The organism is Mycobacterium spongiae, assembly GCF_018278905.1.
Classification (GTDB): Bacteria; Actinomycetota; Actinomycetes; order Mycobacteriales; family Mycobacteriaceae; genus Mycobacterium; species Mycobacterium spongiae.
Map to the genome: position 1 here is coordinate 304,545 of NZ_CP046600.1, position 21,963 is coordinate 326,507.

The 21,963-nt window shown below is 64.0% G+C and carries 18 protein-coding genes; 10 read left to right on the forward strand and 8 right to left on the reverse strand.

What is annotated here, in order from left to right; all coding sequences use genetic code 11:
• Positions 1-274: 274 nt before the first annotated feature.
• Entirely contained in the window at positions 275-1,219 is a 945-nt protein-coding gene (locus tag F6B93_RS01175; protein WP_211699202.1) for a LysR family transcriptional regulator, read from the forward strand.
• Here the strand turns inward: F6B93_RS01175 and oxc are convergent.
• Together oxc and F6B93_RS01185 are read right to left on the reverse strand one after the other, a co-directional pair.
• Positions 1,203-2,993 carry an oxalyl-CoA decarboxylase gene (oxc, locus tag F6B93_RS01180; protein WP_211697322.1) on the reverse strand — a complete coding sequence of 597 codons (1,791 nt, stop codon included), beginning with the start codon at positions 2,991-2,993 and terminating at the stop codon, positions 1,203-1,205. The genes F6B93_RS01175 and oxc overlap by 17 nt on opposite strands.
• A 409-nt stretch (positions 2,994-3,402) precedes the next feature.
• Positions 3,403-4,197, reverse strand: coding sequence for a bestrophin-like domain (locus F6B93_RS01185; RefSeq protein WP_246540958.1), 795 nt, complete (start codon positions 4,195-4,197; stop codon positions 3,403-3,405).
• A gap of 689 nt (positions 4,198-4,886) precedes the next feature.
• On the opposite strand from F6B93_RS01185, the gene F6B93_RS01190 reads away from it, so the two are divergent.
• Positions 4,887-6,578, forward strand: a complete 1,692-nt coding sequence (locus tag F6B93_RS01190) for a FadD7 family fatty acid--CoA ligase (protein WP_211697324.1) — start codon at positions 4,887-4,889, stop codon at positions 6,576-6,578.
• Here the strand turns inward: F6B93_RS01190 and F6B93_RS01195 are convergent.
• The 3 genes from F6B93_RS01195 to F6B93_RS01205 all read right to left on the reverse strand — a co-directional run bounded on the left by F6B93_RS01195 (position 6,567) and on the right by F6B93_RS01205 (position 9,879).
• Complete coding sequence (locus F6B93_RS01195; protein ID WP_211697326.1) at positions 6,567-7,037, reverse strand: DUF2231 domain-containing protein; 471 nt, start codon at positions 7,035-7,037, stop codon at positions 6,567-6,569. The genes F6B93_RS01190 and F6B93_RS01195 overlap by 12 nt on opposite strands.
• Positions 7,038-7,071: 34 nt before the next feature.
• Positions 7,072-9,231 (reverse strand): elongation factor G-like protein EF-G2, encoded by a 2,160-nt coding sequence (locus F6B93_RS01200; RefSeq protein ID WP_211697328.1) that lies wholly within the window; start codon positions 9,229-9,231, stop codon positions 7,072-7,074.
• Between the two features lie 216 nt (positions 9,232-9,447).
• Positions 9,448-9,879, reverse strand: coding sequence for a TIGR03668 family PPOX class F420-dependent oxidoreductase (locus F6B93_RS01205; RefSeq protein ID WP_211697330.1), 432 nt, complete (start codon positions 9,877-9,879; stop codon positions 9,448-9,450).
• A 58-nt stretch (positions 9,880-9,937) separates the two neighbouring features.
• Between F6B93_RS01205 and F6B93_RS01210 the strand changes: the two genes are divergently transcribed.
• The 5 genes from F6B93_RS01210 to F6B93_RS01230 all read left to right on the forward strand — a co-directional run bounded on the left by F6B93_RS01210 (position 9,938) and on the right by F6B93_RS01230 (position 15,749).
• Positions 9,938-10,435 (forward strand): nuclear transport factor 2 family protein, encoded by a 498-nt coding sequence (locus F6B93_RS01210; protein WP_211697332.1) that lies wholly within the window; start codon positions 9,938-9,940, stop codon positions 10,433-10,435.
• A gap of 110 nt (positions 10,436-10,545) precedes the next feature.
• Positions 10,546-11,631, forward strand: a complete 1,086-nt coding sequence (locus F6B93_RS01215; RefSeq protein WP_211697334.1) for a S1C family serine protease — start codon at positions 10,546-10,548, stop codon at positions 11,629-11,631.
• A gap of 104 nt (positions 11,632-11,735) precedes the next feature.
• Positions 11,736-13,511, forward strand: coding sequence for a maltose alpha-D-glucosyltransferase (gene treS / locus F6B93_RS01220; RefSeq protein ID WP_211697336.1), 1,776 nt, complete (start codon positions 11,736-11,738; stop codon positions 13,509-13,511).
• A 102-nt stretch (positions 13,512-13,613) separates the two neighbouring features.
• Complete coding sequence (locus tag F6B93_RS01225) at positions 13,614-14,993, forward strand: maltokinase N-terminal cap-like domain-containing protein (protein WP_211697338.1); 1,380 nt, start codon at positions 13,614-13,616, stop codon at positions 14,991-14,993.
• A 51-nt stretch (positions 14,994-15,044) separates the two neighbouring features.
• Positions 15,045-15,749 (forward strand): YoaK family protein, encoded by a 705-nt coding sequence (locus tag F6B93_RS01230; RefSeq protein WP_211697340.1) that lies wholly within the window; start codon positions 15,045-15,047, stop codon positions 15,747-15,749.
• Positions 15,750-15,908: 159 nt separating this feature from the next.
• Here the strand turns inward: F6B93_RS01230 and ag85C are convergent, their stop codons facing one another.
• Entirely contained in the window at positions 15,909-16,943 is a 1,035-nt protein-coding gene (gene ag85C / locus F6B93_RS01235) for a diacylglycerol acyltransferase/mycolyltransferase Ag85C (RefSeq protein WP_211697342.1), read from the reverse strand.
• A gap of 210 nt (positions 16,944-17,153) precedes the next feature.
• On the opposite strand from ag85C, the gene F6B93_RS01240 reads away from it, so the two are divergent.
• Positions 17,154-17,609 carry a MaoC family dehydratase gene (locus F6B93_RS01240; RefSeq protein ID WP_211697344.1) on the forward strand — a complete coding sequence of 152 codons (456 nt, stop codon included), beginning with the start codon at positions 17,154-17,156 and terminating at the stop codon, positions 17,607-17,609.
• Positions 17,610-17,680: 71 nt separating this feature from the next.
• Here F6B93_RS01240 and F6B93_RS01245 read toward each other — a convergent pair whose 3' ends face one another.
• A complete protein-coding gene (locus F6B93_RS01245; RefSeq protein WP_211697346.1) occupies positions 17,681-18,976 on the reverse strand; it encodes an acyl-CoA dehydrogenase family protein in 1,296 nt (431 codons plus the stop codon).
• Positions 18,977-19,188: 212 nt separating this feature from the next.
• Here F6B93_RS01245 and F6B93_RS01250 point away from each other — a divergent pair, with 212 nt between their 5' ends.
• Entirely contained in the window at positions 19,189-19,803 is a 615-nt protein-coding gene (locus tag F6B93_RS01250; RefSeq protein ID WP_211697348.1) for a GNAT family N-acetyltransferase, read from the forward strand.
• A gap of 327 nt (positions 19,804-20,130) precedes the next feature.
• On the opposite strand, the gene F6B93_RS01255 is transcribed toward F6B93_RS01250, so the two are convergent.
• Positions 20,131-20,805: a TetR family transcriptional regulator gene (locus tag F6B93_RS01255; RefSeq protein ID WP_246540959.1), complete on the reverse strand. Its 675-nt coding sequence runs from the start codon at positions 20,803-20,805 to the stop codon at positions 20,131-20,133.
• A 70-nt stretch (positions 20,806-20,875) separates the two neighbouring features.
• On the opposite strand from F6B93_RS01255, the gene F6B93_RS01260 reads away from it, so the two are divergent.
• A complete protein-coding gene (locus F6B93_RS01260) occupies positions 20,876-21,961 on the forward strand; it encodes a ferredoxin reductase (RefSeq protein ID WP_211697352.1) in 1,086 nt (361 codons plus the stop codon).
• Positions 21,962-21,963: the final 2 nt, after the last annotated feature.

Below are 21,963 nucleotides of genomic sequence, written 5' to 3' on the forward strand. Positions count from 1 at the left end.
GCGCGGGCGAAGGTGTAAATGGTGACCGACGCGCCCTGGTGCGGGTTCGTGCCCAGCCTGCTGAACGGATTGTGAAGGCAGAGCATCGGCCGAAGCAGTGGACACGCAATGCGGTTCGCCACCAGTGCGCCAGTGACACCCTGCGGGGTATTCTTGCACATCGTCCGAACGTGCCCGGATGTCGTCATCGGTCTGGTCGGACACCAGGTTGGCCCGCTCGGGCACTGACACGCCAACCCCAGTCCGATCGGTGCCCAGGACCGAGGAGGTGGGGGTGCTCTTCCGTCAGCTGGAGTACTTCGTCGCGGTCGCCCAGGAGCGACATTTCGCCCGTGCCGCCGACCAGTGCTACGTGTCGCAACCGGCGCTGTCGGCCGCGATCGCCAAGCTCGAACGCGAACTCAACGTCACCCTGATCAACCGCGGACACAGTTTTACCGGCCTTACTCCCGAGGGGGAGCGGTTGGTGGTGTGGGCGAAGCGGATTCTCGCCGAACACGATGCGTTCAAAGCCGAGGTGCTGGCTATGCGGTCGGGGATCACCGGAACACTGCGGCTGGGCACGGTACCTTCCGCCTCGACCACGGCTTCGCTGGTCCTCTCGGCCTTTTGCGCCGCGCACCCGTTGGCCAAGGCGCAAATTCGTTCCCGGCTGGCCTCTACCGAGCTCTACCGACGGCTGCGCGATTTCGAGCTCGACGCCGTGATCGTGCACCGTGCACCCGAGGACGCCGACGACGTGGACACCGTGCCGCTCTACGAGGAGCGGTATGTGCTGCTGGCGCCAACGGACATGCTGCCGCCGGGTACGCCTGGACTACGGTGGCCGGACGCGGCGCAACTCCCACTGGCGTTGCTGAGCCCCGATATGCGCGATCGGCAGATGATCGACGCGGCTTTTGCCGATCATTCCCTCACAGTCGCCCCGCAGGTCGAGACCGATTCCGTCGCTTCGCTTTTTGCCCAGGTCGCTACCGGCAATTGGGCGTCCATCCTTCCGCACACCTGGCTCTGGACCATGCCGGTGAAGGGGCCGGCCGGGAGCGAGATCCGCGCCGTCGAGCTTGTCGAACCCGCTCTTACGGCGCAGATCGCCTTGGCCACCAACGCTGCCGGTCCGGGATCCCCAGTCGCTCGCGCGCTCGTCGCCTGCGGCCAGGAGCTGAAGCTGGATGAGTTCTTCGACGCGCAATTGCTGGGGATCACCCCGCGGCGCTGACCGGCGGCGAAGACGCTGTGAGAGCGCTGGTGACGTTCCGGCTCGCGAGATGTCCGCTTTCCTGCCCGGCGGCTGGGTCCAGCTCACAGTCGATGATCGCCGGTCCGTTCGACGCGATCGCCTCGGTCAGGGCCGCTGTCAACTCGGACGGGGTGGTCACGTGGTATCCCTTGCCGCCAAACGCTTCTGCGATCAATTCATGCCGCGCCTGAGAGTTCAACACGGTGGGTGCCGGGTCGCTACCGCCGGGAGCGGCAGTGTTTTCGGCCGTGGTGACTTCGTCACCGCGATAGACGCCGCCGTTGTTGAGAATGACGACTGTCACCGGCAGTCGGTACCGGCAGATGGTTTCGATCTCCATGCCACTGAAGCCAAATGCGCTGTCGCCTTCAATGGCAACGACAGGACGCCCCGTTTCGACGGCGGCGGCGACGGAATAGCCCATACCGATGCCCATCACTCCCCAGGTGCCGGTGTCAAGCCGGTGTCGCGGCAGCTCCATGTCGATGACGTTGCGCGCAAGGTCCAAGGCATTCGCACCTTCGTTCACCACATAGACATCCTGATTTCGTTGCAGCACGGTGCGAATCGCGGCGAGTGCATTGTAGAAACGCATCGGGCGCGGATCCTCGGCCAGCCGGCTGCGCATCGTAGCGTCGTTACGGGCCTTGCGGGCGGCGAGCTCGGCGGACCACGTGGTCCACGACGCCGGGGCGACGGTAGTGTGCGCGGTCAGGCCGCCGACCATCGCTGACATCACAGAGCCGATGTCGCCCGTCAGCGGCGCCATGATTGGCCGGTTGCTATCGAACTCCGAAGGTGCGATATCGACTTGGATGAACTTCGCATCGGCTGACCACTGCGGCGACTCGCCGTGGCCGAGTAGCCAATTCAGCCGGGCGCCAACCAACAACACGACGTCCGCACGGGAAATGGCCAACGACCGGGCGGCGGCAACCGATTGTGGGTGCGAGTCCGGCAGCAGCCCTTTGGCCATCGACATCGGGAGAAACGGAATCCCGGTCGCCTCCACAAACCGCCGGATCTCGTCTTCAGCCCGGGCGTATGCCGCTCCCTTGCCGAGCACGATCAGTGGGCGCTGGGCCTGCGAAAGCGCATCCAGAGCGCGTTCGACCGCGTCCGTTGCCGGCAGTTGTCGCGGAGCTGGGTCGACCAGCCGCCAGATACTGTCCAAAGCGGCCGACGTCTCAAGAGTTTGACCCAGCACCGCGGCGGGGATGTCGAGGTAGACGCCGCCCGGGCGCCCCGAGATTGCCGTGCGGATGGCGCGGGCGACGCCGACCCCGATATCGGAGACCTGCCCGATCCGGTAGGCCGCCTTCACGAAGGGCCTCGCCGCGTTGAGTTGGTCGAGGTCCTGGTAATCGCCGCGCTGCAGGTCCACAACCGACCGGTCGCTCGATCCGGAGAGTTGAATCATCGGGAAGCAATTCGTCGTGGCGTTCGCCAGCGCCGGCAGGCCGTTGAGGAAGCCGGGGCCCGACGTCGTCAGACACACGCCGGGTCGCTGGGTGAGAAAACCCGCGGCCGCGGCGGCATTGCCGGCCGAGGCCTCATGGCGGAAGCCGATGTAGCGGATACCGGACGTCTGGGCAGTTCGAGCGAGGTCGGTGATCGGAATGCCAACCAACCCGTAGATGGTCTTGATCTCGTTCGCTTTGAGCGCGTCTACCACGAGGTGAATGCCGTCAGTCAGTGCAGTTCCGCTTGATTCGGCCGGCTCTTGACGTGCGTATGCCGAACGTGTGCTCATGGTGGCGGCTCCTCGTATGCGTATCGCGGATGGTTCTCGACGGTTGCTGGGCCGCCGGCGTCCCGGTCCTCACTGTGGCGTCGTGCCCCGCCGATGTCCAAGACCGAGTTGCTATGCAGTGATTCACGGTGTCTATTGACTGGAGAAGCCCGGCGGGACAACCCGCATAAGCGAGGTCACTGGCCAAGCGGAGTGTGCACAATGCACAACGGTGAAGCTATGGGCGGCGCACTGCGCTACTCCGTTGCCTCTTTAAAAGTCCTTGTGCCCCAACTCATTGTAAGGCTGCGGCGCGCAGGCTTTCGCACCGGCGATCGGTCGGTGGCAACCGCACAGTCTCCGGCTGCGGTGGGCCGGCGGCAACGTCGGGGACCGGCGGTGACGGCGGTCACTCGGGCAGACATCGCCGCTACGTCGGCGGCGTCGACAGCACCTCCACGACATGGTGCAGCGGCTGCGAGGACGTCGCAAATCTGCCGATGAATGGGTGTGAGAGTTCCAAGACGAGAAACAGGTTGGCCGCTACGAGCACGGCCACAGTCGCGACCAAAGGATAGTGCATTCTGGATTGCTCGACGCCGTAGATGATCGCACACGCGAGGACCAGCCCGCTGGTCAGCAAAATCACCACCCAAATTGACCAGGGCATACCGGTATCGATGCGTGCCTGGATGACTCGTTCGGTGCGGGCTTGGCTGATGCTGTTGAGGTTACTGAAAGAAGTTGTGAGGAAGGCTTTTTGGATATCGTTGCGCGGTCGCACTTCGCTGTACGCAGCGTAGAGGCGTTGTAAGGCTTTGTCGGCCTCGGGTAAGGACCTACCGCGTGCGGCTAGGGGCCATTCCGCGAGGGCCGCACGTTCGTACTCCAACAGACTCTTTCGGATTCGGTCTCTGTCGACCTCGTCGAACGCGTTGACGTCCCTGGCAAGCTGCACTCCGCCGGCACCCTCGATCCGCGCTTGAGCATCCTCGGTCTTTATGTGACTCCATAGAGCAGAAACGACGAAACCGATGAAGAATGCATACACGAATCCGACAACCCCGTATGCGAACCTAGTGACATCATTGTGGGCGTCCTGTTTGATCTGGGGGAAGCGATGCCGGACATAGGTCTGGATGACGAGTGCGCCGCCTACGATCAAAATTAGGAGTCCGAGTAGTAGCAGCCATAGTGGGATGCTGCTCACGAGCCAGCGACTCAAGATCAACTCCTCGCGACATCATGCTGGCGACCCTGTGCGGGATTGCCTGACCATGCCGGGCCGGTACGTGGCTGGGCCTTTTCGCATTTAGCGCTGACGCCGTGCCTCACGTGCACTTTACGCCGCACATTGCGGTACTGACCTAGCACGTGTGTTGATCGGCGATTATCAGCCCGACACGGTTGCAGACCAGCGACCCGGGACGGTCAATTGCGACGGAGGCTATAGCACGCCCGATTCCGGTCGTGCGGAAAAAACCATGGCCAAGGTGCGTGATTGCGCAACGGTCCTTGCCGTGGCCACGCGGTGGCGCATTGGCCAACGTCTGACAACTACTCGGTGCGGCCGAACCATGCTGGCTTCGAGGCCTCCGAACCCGCTGAGGACGTCGCGTGCCTTACCGCCATCCACCAAGCGCGAAGGCACGATCGTCCCTGGGTCTGCTGGTGGCCCGCCGGGCGTACACCGGCCCACCTGCCGGCGTGCCCTACCTGCGCGCCTGATACCTGAGCCAATGCAGCTCCGCTTGGTCCGCGCGTTCCCGCCGCTCACGGCCGTATCGACCCGGGTCGATAGGCAGTGCCTATTGACCGTTAGCGGAACGGTATTGGACGTCGCCCGCTGCGTCCCGGCATCGTGCTGACGGGGTGCCAATCTCGAACCCCGGATGCTTGAAGGGAGCGCACACAATGACACCGAACCCGACCAACAGTGGCCAGGCGGTGACTCACCAGATCGAGGCGTACCGGTCCCCCGAGACGCCCGCATCGCGCGGCCCGCGCATCGCCGACCTGGTGGAGGCGGCGGCAGCCGGGGTGCCGGAGGCGCCGGCGCTCATCGTCGCCGCTGAGCGCACGCCGATCGCCTACCGCGACATGGTCCGTCTCGCCGATGACCTGGCCGGGCAGCTGGTGGCCGCGGGCCTGCGGCCAGGCGACCGGGTGGCCTTGCGTGCAGGCAGCAATGCCGAATTCGTCATCGCCCTCCTGGCGGCGTCACGGGCACATCTGGTGGTTGTCCCGTTGGACCCGGCCTTGCCGGTCCACGAGCAGGGTGCCCGCTGCCAGGCGGCGGGAGCACGGGCACTGCTCGTGGACGGCGCCGCAAGGGACGATGGGGAAGAGCCGTCGATCCGGAGCTGGCCGGTCGCTGTCAGGGTCGGCCCCGACGGTAGCGCCGCGGACAGCCCGCTGTCTGTCCATCTCGGCCCGGTCACCGAACCACACCCGGTCACGTCGACGCCCGACGGACTCCGGGCAGACGACGCCATGATCATGTTCACCGGCGGGACGACGGGGTCGCCCAAGATGGTCCCCTGGACCCACGCAAACATCGCCACCTCCGTGCGCGCCATCATCGCCGAGTACCGGCTGGGGCCGCAGGACGCGACAGTGGCCGTGATGCCGCTCTACCACGGCCACGGGTTGATCGCTGCGTTGCTGTCCACTCTGGCGTCCGGAGGCGCGGTGCTGCTGCCCGCGGGCGGCCGGTTCTCGGCGCGCACCTTCGCCGACGACATGGACGCCGTTGGGGCCACCTGGTACACGGCGGTGCCGACGATTCACCAAATCCTGCTGGAGCGCCTGCGATCCGAGTCGGGCTCCGAACCCGCCCGGGCGAAGCGTGCATCCCTGCGTTTCATCCGCAGTTGCAGCGCGCCGCTCACCGCGGAAACTGTCCTTGCCCTGCAAAGGGAGTTTTCCGCTCCGGTGCTGTCGGCTTTCGGCATGACCGAGGCCACCCACCAGGTGACCACGACAGGCATCGAGGGGAGCCGAGACGGCGCAAACCCGGCGAGTGGTGCAAGCCTGGCGCTGTCACCAGGTCTCGTAGGCCATTCGACGGGTCCACAGGTCGCCATCGTGGGATCGGATGGAGTGACCCAACCAGCAGGCGCGATCGGGGAGATCTGGCTGCGTGGCGCGACCGTAGTGCGCGGCTACCTCGGCGATCCGGCGATAACCGCCGCGAATTTCACGAACGGTTGGTTGCGCACCGGCGATCTGGGGACTCTGTCGAAGGCCGGCGAGCTGAGTATCCGCGGCAGGATCAAAGAACTCATCAACCGCGGTGGCGAAAAGATCTCACCCGAACGCGTCGAGGGTGCACTAGCCGGCCATCCTGGCGTCATGGAGGTAGCCGTGTTCGGTGTTCCGGACCCGATCTACGGGGAGTCTGTCGCCGCAGTGATCGTGCCCCGAGCAGCCGCATCGCCTACCCTGGAGGAGCTTCAGGAATTCTGCCGGGACCGGTTGGCGGCCTTCGAGATTCCGGCTAGCTTCCAGGAAGCAGGCGAGCTACCCCACACCGCGAAAGGTTCGCTCGATCGCCGCGCGGTCGCCGAACTGTTCGGCCGACAGCCGCAGCAGTCACATAGCTGAGGCCGTGATTCCTCCCCAGGCCGCCCGCGCACCCGATTCACCGACGCGGTACGTCTGGACCAGTGTGGCGGCGGCGGCGGTGATCACCAACCCGACGATCAGTGCGTGCACGGCGAGTTTCACTGTGCGCCCGCGTGATTGTTGGATGTGGAGAGCCACAAGCAAGGCGACGGTAGCGACCAGCGCCGCCATCATGTAGACGAGGGTCTCGCCGAGTTCTATGTGGGTCTCGATGGCGGGGGTGGTGCCGATCTGCCCGGCTAACCAGGTTCCCGCATTCGTGGTCAGCGGGGTCAGGATCAGGGCAACCACCGACAAAAAAAGGACCGGCCAGATCAGTCGCTGCCGCGCTGCCGGCCACAGCGCACAGAGCATGGCCAGGATCGCTGCCAGCGGGCCTAGGACAATCACGAAGTGGTTCAACAGTATATGAGCGGGAAGTCCGTTGATGGTCGACATGATGGTGGCGTTCAGGCCGTGTTCAACGGCGCTATCACGCCGATGTCTTCACGCGGGTGGCCGCGGATTCCGGCATTGGTTCGTAGCGAATAAACGTACGGGTGAACGATGCGGCGCCGTGCGCCAGTGAACGCAAGTCGATCGCATACCGAGTCAGTTCTACCTGGGGAACCTCCGCCCTGACCAACGTGCGCTCGTTTCCGGCGGTCTCGGTGCCCGATACGCGACCGCGACGACTGGAGAGGTCACCCAACACCGCGCCGACGTAGTTGTCAGGCACGAGGATTGAGACTTCGTCGAGCGGCTCGAGCAAGGTGACCCGCGTCGCCGCCGCCGCCTCGCGCAACGCAAGCGCACCCGCCGCTTGAAACGCGAAGTCCGACGAGTCGACGCTGTGGGCCTTGCCGTCGAACAGCGTCACACGGATGTCGACTACCGGATACCCGGCGTGCACCCCTTTCTCCATCTGTGCGCGGACACCTTTCTCCACACTCGGGATGTAGTTTCGCGGCACCGCCCCGCCGACCACCTTGTCGACGAACTCGAACCCGGAGCCCTCCGGGAGCGGCTCCACCTCGATATCGCACACCCCGTATTGGCCATGTCCGCCGGACTGTTTGATGTGGCGGCCGCGGCCTTTCGCCTTGCCGGCGAACGTTTCCCGCAGGGGCACCCGCAGCTCCATCGTGTCTACGGTGACGCCATATCGGTTGGCTAACGCGTCGAGGACAACGCCGGCATGGGTCTCGCCCATACACCACAGCACGATCTGATGGGTCTCTTGATTCTGTTCGATCCGCAGCGTTGGGTCCTCGGCCGCTAACCGGCCCAACCCGACCGACAGCTTGTCCTCGTCGGCCTTGGCGTGTGCCTCAATGGCGATGGGCAGCAGCGGTTCGGGCATCGTCCAGGGTTTGAGCACCAGGGGTTCGGACTTGTCCGAGAGTGTGTCGCCGGTTTCGGCCCGGCTCAATTTGCCGATTGCGCAGATGTCGCCTGCCACGACGGCCGGGGCTGGGCGCTGCTGCTTGCCGAGTGGGAACGACAAGACTCCGATGCGCTCATCTTCGTCGTGGTCGGGGTGCGAGTGAGCGGCCCCGCCGCCATTGCCTTCAGGCCCCCCAAAAAAGGATGAGAAATGTCCTGACACATGAACTGTCGCGTCGGGCTTGATGGTTCCGGAGAAGACGCGTACCAAGCTGACGCGGCCCACATACGGGTCCGACGTCGTCTTCACTACCTCCGCCAGCAGCGGCGCGTCGACGTCACAGGCCAACTCTGCATGGGGAGCACCCTGCGGGGTAAAGACCTCCGGCAGTGGGTGTTCCATCGGGGACGGGAATCCGCGAGTCGCGATCTCCAACAACTCGATGGTGCCGACACCGGTGTTGCTGCACACCGGAATCACCGGGAAGAACGAGCCCCGGGCGACGGCTTTCTCCAGGTCTTCGATCAGCACGGATTCCTCGATCGCTTCGCCGCCCAGGTAGCGCTCCATCAGGGACTCGTCTTCGGACTCCTCGATGATTCCTTCGATCAGGACTCCGCGCGCCTCATCGATCCGGTCGGCGTCCGACGGGTCTGGCGATCGCGTGGTGCGCGCGCCGCGCTCATACTCGTACTGCGTCTGTGACAGCAATCCAATAAGGCCGTCAGTGATCGGCAAGTACAGCGGCAGAACCTTGTCGCCGAACGCGTCTTGCGCGGCTGTCAGTGCCTCCGAATAATTCGCCCGGGCATGGTCGAGTTTGGTGATCACCACGCACCGCGGCATGCCCACCTGGCTGCACTCTTGCCACAGAGACTTGGTGGGCTCGTCAACACCTTCGTTTGCCGCGATCACGAACAGCGCACAATCGGCGGCTCGCAGTCCCGCTCGCAGCTCGCCGACGAAGTCGGCATACCCGGGGGTGTCAATCAGGTTGACCTTGATGCCGTCGTGTGACAACGAGGCGACCGCAAGGTTCACCGAACGCTGTTGTCTGATTTCCGCCTCGTCGGAATCGCATACGGTGGTGCCGTCGACGACCGAACCCGGTCTGGATAACACTCCAGCAGCGACGAGCAGAGCCTCGACGAAGGTGGTCTTGCCGCCCCCTGAGGGCCCTACCAGAACGACGTTGCGAACGGTGTCGGGTCCGTCCGCGGTGGGAGCGGTCCCCGCGCCCTGGGAAGCAGTCGCTCTGTCGGCCATGACGTTCCTCCAGTTCTGCCCGGGGTTGTCCGCCTACTCCCGAACGCGGTGTCTTCCAGCCCACAGGACGCAGTAGCCCAACCTTTCCCCCAACCGCGGCTCAGCACAAGGGTCAGGCGGACCGGTGTGCACCGCCTGGGCATGCCGCTATCGCCCGCGGGCTCGACTGGTACGTCCGATCGCGTTGGTGGACAGGTGCCGATCGCCGGTCTCGGGTTAGGCGTGCCAGCTGGTCCACTTGCTCACGGCGACCGCAATAACCGGTCCGCTCAACGAAACACTTTGGTACTGACTATATTTGGTGCGCAGTAGGCGGTATCCCGCACGTGCTGCCTCGCCATCGCGGTATATCGTTGCCAGCCCGTCAGCCCGGATCCACCACAACTGTGTCCAGTTATCGGTGTAGTGGTCGACGAGCACGCTGACGTGGGGATTGTTCTCGATGTTGGTGAGGCGGCGCAGCCGCTGCGTCGTCTTCGGCTTCGCGTCGACAGCTGTATAGATGACGGCTTCACCGGCGGCGTCGCCGAGGTCATCGCCGACGGCGAACACCACTGGGACCAGGTGCGGTTTGCCGCCGGGCGTGATGGTGGCCAGCCGCGCCACCGGTGACTGGTTGAACATCGCTTTCGGATCGAATTGCCCCACCAAATCAGCTTAGGAGCCGGTCTGTGCCCACGGTCGGTTCGCGCGCTAACTTTGCGGCATGTTGGCGGAGACGCAGATCACTAACCTCCTCTATCGGTACGCCGAATGCATCGACACCGGCGATCTGGCGGGTGCCGCGGCCCTCTTCGCGCATGCCCGCCTCCGGGTTGGCGGCCCAGACCCCGGCGGCGAGACGATCGGTGCGGACCGGTTGCTGGGGATCTGGAAGTCGCTGATCGTGCTGTATCCGGATGGGACGCCACGAACCAAACACGTGGTCACCAATCCGATCATCGAGGTCGACGGCGCTACCGCAGTTTGTCGAAGCTATTACTCGGTTCTGCAGCAGACGGAACAGTTTCCCCTGCAGACCATCGTCGCCGGCCGTTACCACGACCGCTTCGAAGATGTCGACGGGCAGTGGCGTTTCGTCTATCGCGACTTGACACTTGTCGACATGGTCGGTGATATCAGTCACCATCTCACTATGCCCAGCACGGCCCATCGCGCGGGTTTAGCGAAATCCGCGCAGGATCCGCCGGAATTTGGGTTATGACGGCCGTCTGAGGTGGCTGTTTTGAGTTACGGTGATGGAGACAAATGCGTGCTGCCCAGAGCCTACTGCTGGGACAATTCGATGCTTATGCCGATGCAGGAGGTTATGGGATGAGCGAATCGCACCACCGAGCTACACGGTGGTCGTGGTTGATCGGCGTGCTAGCCGTCATTGGATCGGTCGTTGGGTTCAGCCTGGTCACGACGCTGCCACTGGCGCATGCGGCGCCGGTCACCTTTGCGCTCGATCGGTTCGCCGAGTACCCGGCGCCGCCGCTCGACCCGTCGGCGATGGTCGCCCAGGTGGGACCGCAGGTGGTCAACATCGACACCAGACTGGGTTACAACAACGCCATCGGTGCCGGCACTGGCATCGTGATCGATCCCAGTGGTGTCGTGCTGACCAACAACCACGTAATCTCCGGCGCCACCGAAATCAGTGCATTCAGCGTGGGCACCGGCCAGAACTACGGTGTCGACGTCGTCGGCTATGACCGCACCCAGGACATCGCGGTGCTACAGCTGCGCGGAGCCGCTGGTCTGCCGGCCGCCGCGATCGGTGGCGGTGTGTCGGTCGGTGAGCCCATCGTCGCGATGGGCAACTCCGGTGGTCAGGGCGGCACGCCTCGGGCCGTGCCGGGCCATGTGGTCGCGGTCGGTCAGACGGTCGAGGCGTCGGACGCCTTGACCGGAATTGTGGAGACGCTCAGTGGGCTGATCCAGTTCGATGCCGCCATCCAGCCAGGGGACTCGGGCGGGCCCACCGTCAACAGCATGGGGCAGGTAGTCGGCATCAACACGGCCGCTTCCGACAACTTCCAGCTCTCCCAGGGTGGACAGGGCTTTGCCATCCCGATCGGTCGCGCGATGGGGATCGCTGGCCAGATCCGATCCGGCGCCGGGTCGCCAACCGTCCATATTGGGCCCACGGCGTTCCTTGGTCTGGGCGTCGTCGACAACAACGGCAACGGTGCGAGCGTCCAGCGCGTCGTGGGTAATGCTCCCGCGTCGGCGCTCGGGATCTACAACGGCGATGTGGTCACCGCCGTTAATGGCAAGCCGATCAACTCGGCGGCCGCGATGGCCGATGCGCTCAATGCGCATCATCCCGGGGACACTATCTCGCTGACCTGGCGATCCAAGTCGGGCGCCACCCATACCGCCGACGTCACGTTGGCTCAGGGTCCGCCGGCCTGACCGCTGGCGGATCCGGACCATCGATGAGCACGCCGGCGGCTAGCCTCGAATCGGCGTGCGGCGCCTAGAGTTCCGCGGCGGATAACCGTGGCATCGTGGAGTTGATGAACGACGTACCGGGTTCCGTCGAGCACGATCCCGCGGCGGGCAGTCACGTCGAAGGAGGCGTGGTCGAGCACCCGAATGCTGCGGACTTCGGCAACGCGGCCGCGCTCCCGGCTGATCCGACGTGGTTCAAGCACGCGGTCTTCTATGAAGTCCTCGTCCGGGCCTTCTTCGACGCCAATGCGGACGGTTCCGGTGATCTGCGCGGACTGTTGGACCGCCTGGACTACCTGCACTGGCTGGGCATCGACTGCATCTGGCTGCCGCCGTTCTACGATTCACCGCTGCGGGACGGCGGCTACGACATCCGCGACTTCTACAAGGTGCTTCCCGAATTCGGCACCGTCGATGATTTCGTTGCCCTCGTCGACGCGGCCCACCGCCGGGGAATCCGAGTCATCACCGATCTGGTGATGAATCACACGTCCGAGTCGCATTCGTGGTTCCAGGAGTCTCGACGCGATCCCGACGGACCGTATGGTGATTATTACGTCTGGAGCGACACCAGCGAGAAGTACACCGACGCCCGGATCATCTTTGTCGACAGCGAGGAGTCGAACTGGACGTTCGATCCGATCCGTCGCCAGTTCTACTGGCACCGGTTCTTCTCCCATCAGCCGGACCTGAACTATGACAACCCGGCTGTGCAGGAGGCGATGATCGATGTCATTCGCTTTTGGCTGGGCCTGGGCATCGACGGGTTTCGCCTGGACGCGGTGCCCTACTTGTTTGAGCGTGAAGGCACAAATTGCGAGAACCTGCCGGAAACGCACGCGTTCCTCAAGCGGGTCCGAAAGGTGGTGGATGACGAGTTTCCGGGCCGCGTGTTGTTGGCCGAAGCCAATCAGTGGCCGGGCGATGTCGTCGAGTATTTCGGTGATCCCAACACCGGCGGCGACGAATGCCACATGGCGTTCCACTTCCCGCTGATGCCGCGCATCTTTATGGCCGTGCGCAGGGAGTCTCGATTTCCGATATCAGAGATCATTGCCCAGACACCGCCAATCCCCGACATGGCTCAATGGGGCATTTTCTTGCGGAACCACGACGAGTTGACCTTGGAAATGGTCTCCGACGAAGAGCGCGATTACATGTATGCCGAATATGCCAAGGATCCGCGGATGAAAGCGAACGTCGGAATCCGTCGTCGGCTTTCGCCACTGCTGGACAACGATCGCAACCAGATCAAGTTGTTCGCTGCGCTCCTGTTGTCGTTGCCCGGCTCGCCGGTGCTCTACTACGGCGACGAGATCGGTATGGGCGATGTTATCTGGTTGGGCGATCGCGACGGGGTGCGTACGCCAATGCAATGGACACCGGACCGCAACGCGGGCTTCTCGACGGCGAACCCGGGCCGGCTCTACCTGCCGCCCAGTCAGGACCCGGTCTACGGGTACCAAGCGGTCAACGTCGAGGCGCAACGCGACACGTCAACATCGCTGCTCAATTTCACCCGGACCATGCTGGCGGTCCGACGTCGCCACGCCGCGTTTGCGGTCGGGACGTTCGAGGAGTTAGGTGGGTCCAACCCGTCGGTATTGGCTTATGTGCGGCAGGTGGCCGGCGTTGACGGTGACACGGTGCTGTGTGTAAACAACCTGTCGCGGTTCCCGCAGCCGATAGAGCTGAGCCTGGAGCACTGGAACGACTACACGCCGATAGAGCTCACAGGGCAGGTGCGATTTCCACGGATCGGCCACCTGCCCTATCTGCTGACACTTCCGGGACATGGGTTCTACTGGTTCCAGTTGTCCGCATTGGGGGAGGGGCAGTGACTCCCGCCGGCGACGATGCAGCGCGCAGCGCTGAGGAGGAGTGGCGCCGATGACCCCCGCCGGCGACGATGCAGCGCGCAGCGCTGAGGAGGAGTGGCGCCGATGACCCCGCCGGAAAAGCTGCCATGGTCCGAATGGCTCCCGCAGCAGCGGTGGTATGCCGGACGCAGTCGTGAACTGGCTACCGCAGAGCCTGGCGTCGTGGTCTCGCTGCGAGATGGGCTCGACCTGGTGCTGGTCGACGTCGCCTATACCGATGGTTCCGCCGAGCGCTACCAGGTGATCGTCGGGTGGGATTCCGAACCGCTCTCCGAATACACCGCGAAGGCCACCATCGGCTCTGCCGATGATCACACCGGTTTCGACGCGCTGTATGACCTGGATGAGCCGCAATTTCTGCTGTCGCTGATCGCCGCGTCGGCCTCGCGTGCTTCGGCGGCCGGTGTGGTGACGTTCACCAGTGAGCCCGAGGTCGACCTGCCACCCGACTCGCAACCACGGGTCTTCGACGCCGAACAGAGCAACACCAGTGTGATCTTCGATCGCCGGGTCATCCTCAAGGTGTTTCGCCGCGTCAGCAGGGGCATCAACCCCGATATCGAACTCGGCCGAGTGCTCGCCCGCGCGGGCAACCCGCATGTGGCCCGGCTGCTTGGCAGCTACGACATAGCCATTAAAGACCCCGAAGACCCCGAAGACCCCGATGCTTCGCTACCCGACGATGTGGTGTGGCCGCTTGGTATGGCGACCGACTATGAGGCCAATGCGGCTGAAGGCTGGGCGATGGCGACCGCCAGCGTTCGTGACCTTTTCGCGGAGGGCGACCTGTATGCCCACGAGGTCGGTGGTGACTTCGCGGGCGAGTCGTACCGGCTCGGCGAGGCTGTCGCGTCCGTTCACGCGACGCTGGCTGACAGCCTCGGAACCGCACCGGCAGCCTTCCCAGTCGACCATATGCTGGCGCGGTTGTCGGCAACGGTGGCGATGGTGCCCGAATTGGGCGAGTTCACGGCAACGATCGAACAGCGGTTCCAGAAGCTGGCGACCGAGACCATCACCGTCCAGCGGGTGCACGGTGACTTACACCTGGGTCAGGTGCTGCGGACCCCGGAAACCTGGGTGCTGATCGACTTTGAAGGGGAGCCCGGCCAGCCCTCGGACCAGCGGCGGGCACCGGATTCCCCATTGCGCGACGTCGCGGGGGTGCTGCGGTCCTTGGAGTATGCGGCCTACGGGCCGCTGGTGGACCAGACCGCGGACAAGCAGCGGGCCGCCCGTGCCCGCGAATGGGTTGAGCGCAATCGCGGTGCGTTCTGCGATGGCTACGCCGCTGCGTCCGGAACCGATCCGCGAGACTTTACGTTGCTGCTCAACGCCTACGAACTTGATAAGGCGGTCTATGAGGTGGGCTACGAGGCCCGGCACCGGCCAGGGTGGTTGCCCGTGCCGCTGCGGTCGATCGCACGCCTGACGAGTGCCTGACCCTGGACCTCGTTTCTGCACCCGCGGCGAACATCTGCAAGCATTGTCGTTGTGGGAAATGAGATTTTTGACAGCGAAGCAAGGTTGTCGTGGTTGTTGGCCGGGCTTGCGGGGGTGCTGGGAGCTGCGGCTTTTACCCACTCGGCCGGCTACTTCGTGACGTTTATGACCGGGAATGCTCAGCGCGCGGTGTTGGGGTACTTCCGCCACGATGTGTGGCTATCGATTGCCGCGGGGCTGATCATTCTGTGCTTCGTCGCCGGAGTGGTGACCGCCTCGGTCTGCCGGCGGCATTTCTGGGTGGACCATCCCCACGGCCCTACCGTGCTCACCACCTTCGGTCTGATGGGGGCAACCGCGCTCGACATCCTCATCGGCGGATGGGACGAAGGCCAGCTTGATTTCTTGCCGATCGTGCTCGTTGCCTTCGGCATCGGCTCGTTGAACACGTCGTTCGTCAAAGATGGCGAAGTGTCGGTCCCCTTGAGTTACGTGACCGGCACCCTGGTCAAGATGGGGCAGGGGATCGAACGGCACATCGCGGGCGGAAAGGCTGCGGACTGGCTCGGCTATTTTCTGGTGTTCGCCAGCTTCGTGTTGGGCGCCACGGTGGGCGGAGTCATCAGCCTGGTGGTCAGCGGAACCCAGATGCTCGCGGCTGCCACGACCGTATGTGCGGCGACAACGGCCTACACGTACTTCCATTCCGATCGGCGGGCTCTGTTGAAGGAGCCCGCGTCGCAGAAGCGTCCCTAACGCGAGACCTCCTCGTCGCGCGCGGGGAGCTGACCCAGACAGGTCGCCCTATGCGATCGGCTACGGCGTGGTGCCCGCGAAGAACAACCCCGCGAGGGTGCCAGAAGAAGCATCGGCAGCAGCGCTGGCCGTTGCGCTGCTGCCGATGCTGGCTGATATTTACTGAGGTTGTTCTGTTGGCTGAGGCTGTTCCACAAGCGGAGTGGCTCCGACCGTGGCGCGGTTGAGCACCCGCTGCATGTCGGGCTTCATGGCCACCAGCTGCTGGTTCCAGTAGGGCCATGAGTGGGTTCCATTAGTCGGGAAGTTGAACACCCCGTTGCGCCCACCCGTTGCCGCGTAGGTGTCGCGGAAGGTCTCGTTGGTGCGCAGTGTCAGGCCTTCGAGGAACTTTGCGGGCATGTTGTCGCCGCCGAGGTCGCTGGGCGTGCCGTTACCGCAGTAGAGCCAAATCCGGGTGTTGTTGGCAACCAGGCGGGGAATCTGAAGCATGGGGTCGTTGCGCTTCCAGGCCGGGTCGGAGGACGGGCCCCACATGCTGTTCGCGTTGTAGCCGCCCGAGTCGTTCATCGCCAGACCAATCAACGTCGGCCACCAGCCTTCCGACGGGTTGAGGAAGCCCGACAGCGACGCGGCGTAGGGGAACTGCCGTGGGTAGTAGGCGGCCAGGATCAGCGCGGAACCACCGGACATCGAAAGTCCAACTGCCGCATTGTCGGTCGGGGTAACGCCTTTATTGGCCTGAAGCCAGAGGGGCATCTCCCTGGTCAGGAATGTCTCCCACTTGTAGGTGTAACCCTGTCCGTTGCCCTGTGAAGGCTGGTACCAGTCGGTGTAGAAGCTGGACTGACCGCCGACCGGCATGACTACCGAAAGCCCCGATTCGTAGTACTCCTCGAAGGCCGGCGTATTGATGTCCCAACCGTTGTAGTCTTCCTGCGCTCGCAGACCGTCGAGCAGGTAGACCGCGTTCGGTCCGCCGCCCTGGAACTGCACTTTGATGTCGCGGCCCATGGACGGCGACGGCACCTGTAGGTATTCCACCGGCAGACCCGGCTTGGAGAACGCCCCGGCGGTCGCCGAGCTGCCGACGGCACCAATTAGGCCGCAAAGCAGGGCAGCCCCGACGACCGCGATAGTCAGCCGATGCGGCACCTTTGCCGCTGCGCCGCGAAACTTTTCACCGAACTTCATAGCTTCTACCCATCCCAACTTTCATCTGTCGCTAGGTTGCCGCCAGGAGCGATCGAATCTGTTCTGGGCGAGTGAAACACAGCGGCAAGGCGCGGTCTGGCTGTCACGGCCGCAAAAGGACGTCGCGGTTGGCTAACGATTGAGAGTCGGCCTGGCATCGGCCCCGCCGAGGGGTTCTTCTATGCTGACCCAGGACCAGAGGAGAGACCTATGCGCGCCTTCGAGTCGGTTGCTGACCTCGCCGCCGCTGTGGGCGAGACTATCGGGCACAGCGACTGGGTGACCATCACTCAGCAGGACGTCAATCTGTTTGCCGATGCGACCGGCGACCACCAATGGATCCATGTCGATCCGGAGCGCGCGGCTGCGGGTCCGTTCGGCAAGACCATTGCCCATGGCTTCATGACGCTGGCACTGTTGCCGCGGCTGCAGCAGCAGATCTACCGGGTCAACGGGATCAAGCTCGCAATCAACTACGGCCTCAATAAAGTTCGTTTCCCGGCGCCGGTTCCGGTCGGCTCCAGGGTGCGTGCCACCAGCACGGTGGCCGCCGTCGAGGACCTCGGCGATGGTGCAGTGCAGGCCACGATGGCGACCACGGTGGAGATTGATGGGTCGGCTAAGCCGGCATGCGTGGCAGAGAGCGTCGTCCGCTTCATCTCTTGACGGTTTGGGCACCATGCCGCTAAACGTCAACTGCGGCTAGGATTTCCGGAAAATGCGGCGGCAGGCGTAGTTCAGTATTCAGCGATCGAGTGCTCTAGCTGTTCGGCCAGCCGGGCCTCGGCATCCGCGCGCCGGGTCGGGATGTGTTGGGACGGGAAAAGAGTTGTCACCGGCTGGTATTCACGCAATGTACGACGAGCTACCGTCATCTTGTGCAGCTCGGTGGCACCGTCGGCAATGGCCAATGATTCGGCGGCCACCATCATCTTGACGAACGGCATCTCGTCGGAGACGCCGAGCGCACCGTGGAGATGCATGGCCCGCTGCACAACGTCGTGCAGCACCTGAGGCATGGCGACCTTAACGGCCGCGATGTCGCGCCGAACCTTCTGGTAGTCCTGGTGCTTGTCGATCAGCCAAGCGGTGCGCAGTACCAGCAGCCGGAACTGCTCGATCTGGATCCAACTGTCAGCGATCTTCTCCTGGGTCATCTGAAGGTCGCTGAGCCGCCCATGCCGAGTCTGCCGCGAAATCGCACGTTCGCACATCATGTCGAATGCCCTGCGTGCCAATGCGATCGTCCGCATTGCGTGGTGGATGCGGCCGCCGCCGAGCCGGGTCTGTGCGATCATGAACGCCTGCCCTTCGCCCCCCAGCACATGATCGGCCGGCACACGCACATCGTTGTAGCGGACGTAGCCATGGCTTGCGTGCTTCCCTGACTCGGTCCCCACACCGACATTGCGCACGATCTCGATACCGGGCGTTTCCGCGGGCACGATGAACAGCGACATCTTTTCGTAGGTATGGGCTTCGGCATTGGTGACGGCCATGACGATGAAGAACGACGCGTGCTTGGCGTTGGTGGAAAACCACTTCTCCCCGTTGATAATCCAGTGGTCGCCATCCCGGGTAGCGGCGGTAACGAATAGGCCGGGATCAGACCCACCCTGGGGTTCAGTCATCGAGTAACACGAGGTGATTTCGCCGTCCAGCAGCGGCTGCAGGTAGCGCGCCTTTTGGTCGTCCGTGCCGAATACTGCCAGGATCTCTGCGTTGCCCGAGTCCGGCGCCTGACAACCGAACACCGATGGCGCCCATCGGGAGCGCCCGAGGATCTCATTGAGCAGCGCGAGTTTGACCTGGCCGAAACCTTGCCCGCCAAGTTCAGGTCGCAAGTGGGCGGCCCACAACCCCTGGTCTTTGACCTGCTGCTGCAATGGCCGCAAAACGGCCATTGTCTCGGCGTTCTTCTTGTCATAGGGATTGAGGGAGACCAGATCGAGCGGCTCGAGCTCGTCGACCATGAATTTCTCAACCCAGTCCAGCTTCGCCTGATATTCCGGGTCCGTTTCGAAGTCCCACACCGTCGCCAACCGTTCCCCGACGCGTCATTGCGCCGCCATAGATTGATGGAGCCAATCCATCGTAGATGTGATGTCGCGATCTGCAGGTAGAACGGGTTGACCGCGCTCCACTGAGGTGCGGACGGTACGGCAAGTCATGTCGTTCAACACGGCGGTCCTGCAGCGGCAACCCCGAGCAATTACCCTACTGGCAGGGCAATCGAAGGAGGTTCATGACTCAGGTCACCCCGGCCGTACGCCCAGCGCAGCGGGGCGATGTCCGAGAGCTATCGCGCACCATGGCCAGTGCGTTTTTCGACGACCCGGTGATGCTGTGGTTGCTTCCTGACAGCAAGACCCGTAGGAACCGTCTGTGTCGGATGTTTGCCACGATGACCCGCCACCACCACCTTGCGCTGGGTGGCGTTGAGGTCGCGTGCGCCGGGTCGGGCATCGGTGCGGCCGCGCTGTGGGACCCCCCAAATCAGTGGCGGGAAACACGCCGGGGGCAACTGGCAATGGCCCCCGCATATTTCCGTGTGCTCGGCTTCCGGGCGGGCATTGGACGTGCCGTTCAGGAAGCGATGAAGCAAGCACATCCGGAAGAACCCCACTGGTATCTGGCTGCCATCGGCAGCGACCCGGCGGTACGTGGGCGAGGCTTTGGTCAGGCCTTGATGCGATCACGGTTGGATCGCTGCGATGCCGAACACTGCCCGGCCTACCTCGAATCCAGCAAGCCCGAAAATGTGCCCTATTACGAGCGTTTCGGATTCACCGTGACCGGTGAGATCGTGCTGCCGCACTGTGGGCCGTCGATATGGCCCATGTGGCGCGAACCCCGGTAGCGCGGTCGTGGTGGCGTTGCCCCCAGCGGTGCAAGCAGCTCGTCGGGCAACAGCCGCGCCACGTCATAACGCCGACGGCACCAACACCGCCGGCCGAGTCGGCAAACACGATGACAGGACGCCAGGTGCGTAGCTACGGCGCAGAACGCTGTCCACGCCGTCATAGGCCGGCGCAGCTGAGGCTCGAGCGCAGAGCTATCGCGGGCTCGGCTGCCGCGGACTGCTGCGTGTAGAGCTGGTCCCGAGGTCAGGGGCTTTTAGAAACACGGCGGCGGAGCACCCAGCCGGCAAGCCGCGTATCGGACGCCGCGCGCGCCCAACAGGTGTTCAGGATCGGCTCTTCCACCCGGCGACACCGATAGCGATCATCCGCAGCTGCTTGACGGCGATCCGCCGGATCTCCTCTAACGCCTCGGCGCCCTGGGCATCCTCGATTGCCTCGGCGGTCACGATCATCGCGTTGACGAATAGGGTTGCCAGAACGTTGAGATCCTCGGTGCTCCACGAATTCAGCCGAGGGAACCGGGCCAAGTCAGTGGCCAGTTCGCTGGTGAGAAGTCGGATCTCGGTGCGGATGGCGTAGCGCAACACGCTGAGCCCGGTAGAGCGTTCGCGGACAATGAAGCGCCAATGCTCACGCCGGTCGGCGACACTGGCGACCAAGATTTCGACCGACGACTCGATCACGCGGTTCGGGTCGAGCTTGCCGGAGCGCGCCCCCCGCAAAGTATCGCGCAGGCTACGAAACGATTCGTCGATCAGGACCAGGCCTAGCGCTTCCATGGACTCGAAGTGACGGTAGAAAGCGGCGGGCACGATCCCGGCTTCCCGGGTGACCTCGCGCAGGCTCAAGCCGCTGAAGCTGCGGTCGTTGAGCAGTTTGAGTGCGGCGGCAATGATGGCGCGCCGCGTCGCCTCCTTGCGTTGCTCGCGCGAGGGGCTCTTTTGGCGGCGATCGTGGCCAGATCGCCGCGAGTGTGTGCTGGGAGTACGACCGTTCACTATGTGAACCGTAGCACATACCGGCGCTTTTCCCTTGACCACCCCCATTGGAAGACGTATTAGTGTACATATGTTCACTCAAACTCTTCCTCGGGCGCTCGCCCAGCGCGTGTTGGGTTCCGATCTGGTTGATCTGCTCACCGGTCCCCATGGCGTAGACCGCTACACCGAGCTGGTGACCCCGACATGGACCTTGGGCGAGGCCCGGGCCAAGGTCGTCGACGTGCGGCGGACGACGCCGCGCAGCGTCACCCTGACGCTCGCGCCCAACGCTGCGTTCGTTTCTCGCAACACCGTCAAAGCGGGTCAGTACGTCAACCTCACTGTCGAGATCGACGGGCGTCGGCACACCCGGTGCTACTCGCCGGCAAACGCAGAAGGCCGCTCCCATCTCGAGCTGACGATCGGTCGCCACGACGGCGGGCTGGTCTCGACTCACCTCAACGACCACGCGTACCGCGGCATGGTGGTTGGCCTGGCCGGTGTCGGTGGGGACTTCGTCCTTCCCGCGCGACGTCCGCGCCGGATCCTGTTCGTGTCCGGTGGCAGCGGCATCACGCCCGTCATGGCGATGCTGCGTACCCTGGTCGCCGAGGGTCATACCCAAACCCGTGGTGCCGAGATCGCCTTTGTTCACTACGCGCCGAGTCCGGCGGAGGCCTGCTATCGCGATGAGCTCGCCGCTATGCCCCGAGTGCGGGTCTTGCACGGCTACACCCGGTCGGGCGACGGCGACCTACTCGGCCGGTTCGGTGCGGAGCATCTTGCCGCGGCGATGTCGTCGCCGGATGTGGTGTTCGTTTGTGGCCCAAATTCTTTGGTCGAGGCGGTGCGGGAACACTGCGATGATGTGCGCTCCGAGAGTTTCGCGCCTCCCGTCTCCCGGTCGCGGGCGAATCCCACCGGCGGCCGAATAACATTCGCAGGCAGCGGTATTGACGTTGTCGATGACGGCCGCTCCTTGCTGGAACAAGCTGAATCAGCTGGTTTGAGGCCGCAGCATGGATGCCGGATGGGTATCTGCCACACGTGCACGCGGCGGAAGACCGCCGGCACCGTGCGCAACGTGATCACCGGGGCGGTGTCGACCCAACCCGACCAGGACGTCCAGATCTGCGTATCTGTGCCCGTCGGCGACGTTGATATGGCCCTGTAGGT